The organism is Steroidobacter agaridevorans (assembly GCF_009932555.1).
Classification (GTDB): Bacteria; Pseudomonadota; Gammaproteobacteria; order Steroidobacterales; family Steroidobacteraceae; genus Steroidobacter; species Steroidobacter agaridevorans.
On the sequence record NZ_BLJO01000006.1, the window covers coordinates 614,448 to 620,447 of the forward strand.

The window sequence follows — 6,000 nt, forward strand, 5'->3', positions numbered from 1 at the left end:
TACGACCTTCAGGCCGCTCCAAACCCGGAGCGGCCTGTTTCGTTTATAGTCCGGCCTTGCCATGACCTCCGAACCGACCAAGCCGGCGCGCGGCAATAACGTCTTCCTGATCGGCCCGATGGGCTCGGGCAAGACCGCCGTGGGCAAGCAGCTCGCGCGCCTGCTGCATCTCCACTTCTACGACAGCGACGCCGAAATCGAGCATCGCTGCGGCGTCGATATTCCCTATATCTTCGAGAAGGAAGGCGAGACCGGCTTTCGCGAGCGCGAGCGCGAAGTGATCGACTCGCTCACGCAGATGCAGGATGTGATCGTGGCCACCGGCGGCGGCGCTGTCTTGTCGCCGTACAACCGCGAGCACCTCGCGAGCCGCGGCCGCGTGGTGTATTTACAGACCAGCGTCGATCAGCAGTTGGAGCGCACCCGGCACGGCCGCCAGCGCCCGCTGCTGTACACCGAAAATCCAGAGCGCAAGCTGCGCGAGCTGATGACCTTCCGCGCTCCGCTGTACGAATCCATCGCCGCCGTCGTGGTGTGCACCGATGGCCGGCAGGTGCGAGCGGTGGCCGACGAGGTCGTGCAGCGTTTGCAGGAGCTGTCCCCAGCATGAGCCACCAACCGCACGAACGGGTCGACATCGCGCTCGGCGAGCGCAGCTATCCCATCCTGATCGGGCCGCACCTGCTCGAGGACGACGAGTTGTTGAGCGAGCACATTGCCGCCCGCAACCTGCTCATCGTCACCAACGAAACCATCGCGCCGCTGTATCTGCGGCCGCTGCAAACGGCGCTCAAACAGCAGCGCACGGCGGCGGTCGTGCTGCCGGATGGCGAGCAATACAAAACGCTGGACACGCTGTCGCGAATCTTCGATGCGCTGGTGAGCGAGCGCATGAATCGCGACGCCGCCGTGGTCGCGCTCGGCGGCGGCGTCATTGGCGACATGGCGGGATTCGCCGCTGCCTGTTATCAGCGCGGCATCGATTACATCCAGGTGCCCACGACGCTGCTCGCGCAGGTGGATTCGTCGGTCGGCGGCAAGACTGCCGTCAATCATCCGAGCGCAAAGAACATGATCGGCGCATTCCATCAGCCGCGCTGTGTGATTGCCGACACCGCGACGCTCCACACGCTGCCCGAGCGGGAGTTTGCCGCCGGCATCGCCGAGATCGTGAAGTACGGTTTGATCTACGATCCGGCGTTCTTTGTATGGCTCGAAGAGCATGCCGAGGCTTTGTTGAAACGGCTCGACAGTGCCGTCATCTACGCCGTGCGCCGCTCTTGTGAGATCAAAGCCGAAGTCGTCGGCATCGACGAGCGCGAGCACGGCTTGCGCGCCATTCTGAATCTGGGCCATACGTTCGGTCATGCCATCGAGACTGCCTCGGGCTACGGCAATTGGCTGCACGGCGAAGCGGTCGCCGCAGGCATGGTGATGGCAGCGGATTTGTCCGAGCGGCTGGGCTGGCTGCCGGGCGCCGACAAACAACGCGCGATCGCTTTGCTGAAGCGATTCAATCTGCCCGTCGATCCGCCACGCATTGGCGCCGAGCGTGCTCGCGAGCTGATGGGGCTCGATAAGAAAGTGCTCGACGGCAAGTTGCGCCTGGTGCTGTTGCGAAGCCTCGGCAAGGCGGACGTCGTCAGCGACTATTCCGGCGAAGCGTTCGCCGCCACGATGCGAACGCATTTCGACACCGCTGCATGAGCGCCGCGCCCTCGCCGCTCGCCCCCTACGCCTCCTGCGACACCCGCTCGAAGGGTCGTCAGTATCCGGAGGAAGCGCCGCGTTACCGCAGCGAGTATCAGCGGGATCGCGATCGCATCGTGCATTCCACGGCGTTCCGACGCCTGGTTTATAAAACCCAGGTTTTCGTCAATCACGAAGGCGATCTGTTTCGTACGCGTCTGACGCATTCCATCGAGGTCGCGCAGATCGCCCGCACCATCGCGCGAGCGCTGCGCCTCAACGAAACTCTAAGCGAGGCCATTTGTCTCGCTCACGACCTCGGCCACACGCCGTTCGGCCACGCCGGGCAGGACGCGCTCAATGCCTGCATGCGAGATTACGGTGGGTTCGAGCACAACCTGCAGTCGCTGCGTGTCGTCGACGAGCTCGAAGAGCACTACGCCGCCTTCGCTGGATTGAACCTCACCTTCGAGACGCGCGAAGGCATTCTCAAGCACTGCTCGCTGAACAATGCGCGCAAGCTCGGCGAGTTGGGCGAACGTTTCATCCAGCGCCGCCAGCCGACGCTCGAGGCGCAGATCGCCAATCTGGCCGACGAGATCGCGTACAACAATCACGATCTCGACGACGGCCTGCGCGCCGGCCTCATCAGCGTCGACGAATTGAGACAAGTGCCGCTGTTCCGACGGCAGTACGACGTTGTGATGGCGGCTTATCCGGCGTTGAACGGCCGGCGGCTGGTCCACGAAGTCATCCGTCGCATGATCGCGTACGTCGTGACGGATCTGATCGAAAACACCGCCGCCCAATTACGCGCCGCCGCCCCAGCCGACGTCGAAGCGGTGCGCGCCGCGCCCGCCGCGTTGGTTAAATTCAGCGAGCCGGTGCAGGCCGAACATCTCGAGCTCAAGCGCTACCTGCTCCAGCACGTGTACCGCCACTATCGCGTCCTGCGCATGACCAACAAAGCAGACGCAGTCGTCAGCAGCCTGTTCCAAACGTTCTTCACCCGCCCCGAGCTGCTGCCTACCGAGCATCAGCAAATCGCCACCCAGATGGAAGCCCAATCCGGCGAACCCGGCCGCGCCCGCGCGGTCGCCGACTACATCGCCGGCATGACCGACCGCTACGCCATCGTCGAACACGAACGCCTCTTCGATCCGGCCAAGCGCAGTTGACGTTCGCCGCGCTGTTGCCGCGTAACCCTTGCCGCGGCGAATGTTCCGCCGCTCATGCGCGGAGCGTGAGCATTACATCCGAATAAATAAGCGCTCAGAGACCGCTTTCCAGGGGTAGGCTGACCTGTAAGCACGATCAAGCAGAGTAGTCATCCGCAAGCAGATCTGCTTCTCATGAGCCAGTTATCCGCTCTCTCAGGCCCAGAATTGGTATTCGGTTTGGTAGGCGCCGTGGGCTCCGATCTGCAAGCCGTGACACGCACGCTCACTTCCGAACTCGAGCGCGTGCGTTACACGGTTGAAGAAATACACGTCAGCTCCTTGCTTCATCAGCTCGAGCCCTATGTGCGCCTGGGTAATGGTGGGTTTGAATCCGAATTTCAACGAATCCGGGAGTACATGAAGGCTGGGACTGAGTTGCGCAATAGAACAAACGCCGGAGAGGTCATGGCATTGCTCGCCATCTCCGCAATCAATCGACGCAGGCGAGCGCTGCAGTCCAGTAGATCACAACCCGACGGGGCGATGCGACCGCTGCAGAGAATGGCCTTTGTAATTCGTTCGTTGAAACACCCGGACGAAATTCTAGTGCTCCGCCACGTCTATGGAAGAGCCTTCAATGTCATTTCCACCTACTCGCCTCGGCAGGATCGTGTCGAAAAGCTGGCCTCGACGATCGCGGAGTCGCGAGGCGAAACGTACGTCGATGGCTTTCGAGCGCAGGCGGAACATCTGATCGAGATCGATGAGCAGGAACAGAGCAAGCTCGGCCAGAGTGTTCGGGAATCGTTCCCTCGCGGAGACTTCTTCGTGGACGCAAGTTCACGGGAGCGAATGCAGGATAGTCTGGCGCGCTATGTTCGTCTTCTGTTTGGTCATCCATTCGAAACGCCGACACGAGATGAGTTCGCAATGTTCCACGCGTATGCGGCTGCGCTTCGCTCCGCGGATTTGGGGCGGCAGGTCGGAGTTGCCATTACCAACAGAGATGGCAGTATTCTGGCCGTTGGGTGCAACGATGTGCCAAAGGTCGGCGGCGGATTGTACTGGAACGGCGAGAGTCCAGATCACCGTGACTTCGTCAAAGGCTTCGACAGCACTAGCAAGTTCAAACGTCGCTTGCTGAAGCAAGCACTTTCGCGGCTACGCGAGGCCGGATGGATGCCGCCGGACGGTTCGCAGGAAGACGCAGACTCCTTGATCGCCGCGGGCACGCTGAACGGCACACACATTCAGAACCTGTTGGAATTCGGTCGTTCCGTGCATGCTGAGATGTCGGCCTTGTCCGAGGCGGCGCACCGCGGCATCGCGGTAGAGGGCGCGAGCATGTACAGCACAACGTTTCCCTGTCACTTGTGCGCCAGGCACATCATTTCTGCCGGGATTCGTCGCGTAGTGTATGTCGAGCCCTATCCTAAGAGCCTCGCGCGTGAGCTATACGAGGACATGATTGACGTCGACCCGCGCGCGAGGCGAACGGACCGAGTTACGTTCGAGCCGTTTGTCGGCGTTGCGCCAAGCATTTATACGGAGATGTTTCGCGCGACTGAACGGAAGGACGGTCAAGGCTGCGCGACGACATGGATCGAAGGGAAGGCAGAGGCCAGGCTCAAGCGGTTCGTACCCTCGTATTTGTTGATCGAAGATTCGGTGCTTGCTAATGTCCTGCCCGCCACGCTCGTCCGGGGCAATATTTCTCGAGTGGAGGAAACCTCGAATGATTAAGCCCGTTAAAGGTTCCGACCTCGAGGAGCAGATTGAGCTTGCTCGTCAAAGAATCGAGCGTTGGCCGCAGTGGCTCAAGGATGCCGCCGGCATGGGCGGCAAAGACGACGTTGAGTCGTCCTCTTCCGAGAAGCTGCCCGACGGCAGGATTCGGCTGTCGCCGGGTGATTTCATCGATTGAGCTGATCCGCTCGTTTCTGATCCGCGCTGGCAGGGCGCAAGTGCTAAATTACCAGTCATCATGACTGGTACATCCAAACCCACCCCAAAGAACGACCTGCTCCTTCGCGCGCTGTTGCGGCAGCCGGTGGAGCGCACCCCCGTGTGGATGATGCGTCAGGCCGGGCGTTATCTGCCGGAGTACCGGGCGACGCGAGAGCGTGCAGGGAGTTTTCTGAAGCTGTGCATGACGCCGGAGTTGGCGTGCGAAGTGACGTTGCAGCCGCTGGAGCGTTTCCCGCTCGACGCGGCCATTCTGTTTTCCGACATCCTGACGATTCCGCACGCGCTCGGCTTGGGGCTGCAGTTCGAGACGGGCGAAGGGCCGCGTATCGAACGGCCGGTGCGGTCGAAGGCGGATGTGGAGAAGCTGGGCGTTCCGGATCCGCATGTCGAGCTGCGCTATGTGATGGATGCAGTGAGCTTGATTCGAAAGGAATTGAACGGCCGCGTACCGCTAATTGGTTTTGCGGGCAGTCCGTGGACCGTGGGCACGTATATCGTCGAGGGTGGCAGCTCGCGTGAGTTCTCTCGTATCAAGACGATGATGTACAACGAGCCCGCCACTTTGCGGGCGTTGTTACAACTGCTCGCGGATTCCACTCGCGCTTATCTCAACGCGCAGATCGCTGCTGGCGCACAGGCGGTGATGATTTTCGATACGTGGGGTGGCGTGCTCACGCCGGCGCAGTATCGGGAATTCTCGCTGCACTACATGCAGAGCATCGTCGATGGCCTGACGCGCGAAGCCGAAGGCCGACGCGTGCCCGTGATCCTGTTCACCAAAGGAGCGGGTGACTGGCTGAGCATCATGGCGCAGACCGGCTGCGATGCATTGGGCGTCGACTGGACGACCGATCTTGGCGACGCGCGACGCCTCGTCAACGATCGCGTGGCGCTACAGGGCAATCTCGATCCCAACTGCCTGTACGCGGCGCCCGAGCGAATTCGTGAGGAAGTGGGACGAGTGCTCGCGAGCTACGGCAACGGCCACGGGCATGTGTTCAATCTGGGCCACGGCATCCATCCGGCGGTGCCGCCCGAGCACGCCGGCGCGATGATCGCCGCCGTGCACGAGTTGAGTCCCCAATATCACACCCCCCGCTAACGCGGGGGGGTGCCCCTATGTTGTTGTCAATGGAGTTCCACCGCCGGTGGGGTGTAGAGAGTGCCGTCTCGTAGCATGGCG

At 61.6% G+C, this 6,000-nt stretch carries 6 protein-coding genes; all 6 read left to right on the forward strand.

Annotated elements, in window-relative coordinates; genetic code table 11:
- Window positions 1–61: 61 nt before the first annotated feature.
- On the forward strand, window positions 62–610 hold the full coding sequence (gene aroK, locus GYH35_RS23725) for a shikimate kinase AroK (protein WP_161810196.1): 549 nt from the start codon (window positions 62–64) through the stop codon (window positions 608–610).
- Window positions 607–1,707 carry a 3-dehydroquinate synthase gene (gene aroB / locus GYH35_RS23730; RefSeq protein WP_161810195.1) on the forward strand — a complete coding sequence of 367 codons (1,101 nt, stop codon included), beginning with the start codon at window positions 607–609 and terminating at the stop codon, window positions 1,705–1,707. The genes aroK and aroB overlap by 4 nt, the downstream gene beginning before the upstream one ends.
- The gene (locus GYH35_RS23735) at window positions 1,704–2,867 is read left to right on the forward strand and encodes a deoxyguanosinetriphosphate triphosphohydrolase (RefSeq protein WP_161810194.1); all 1,164 of its coding nucleotides are present in this window, start codon (window positions 1,704–1,706) and stop codon (window positions 2,865–2,867) included. The genes aroB and GYH35_RS23735 overlap by 4 nt, the downstream gene beginning before the upstream one ends.
- A gap of 174 nt (window positions 2,868–3,041) precedes the next feature.
- Window positions 3,042–4,592, forward strand: coding sequence for an anti-phage dCTP deaminase (locus tag GYH35_RS23740; RefSeq protein WP_161829636.1), 1,551 nt, complete (start codon window positions 3,042–3,044; stop codon window positions 4,590–4,592).
- Window positions 4,585–4,773 carry a hypothetical protein gene (locus tag GYH35_RS23745; protein WP_161810192.1) on the forward strand — a complete coding sequence of 63 codons (189 nt, stop codon included), beginning with the start codon at window positions 4,585–4,587 and terminating at the stop codon, window positions 4,771–4,773. The genes GYH35_RS23740 and GYH35_RS23745 overlap by 8 nt, the downstream gene beginning before the upstream one ends.
- 60 nt (window positions 4,774–4,833) lie before the next feature.
- Window positions 4,834–5,919, forward strand: a complete 1,086-nt coding sequence (gene hemE / locus GYH35_RS23750) for a uroporphyrinogen decarboxylase (protein WP_161829637.1) — start codon at window positions 4,834–4,836, stop codon at window positions 5,917–5,919.
- The last annotated feature ends 81 nt before the right edge of the window (window positions 5,920–6,000 follow it).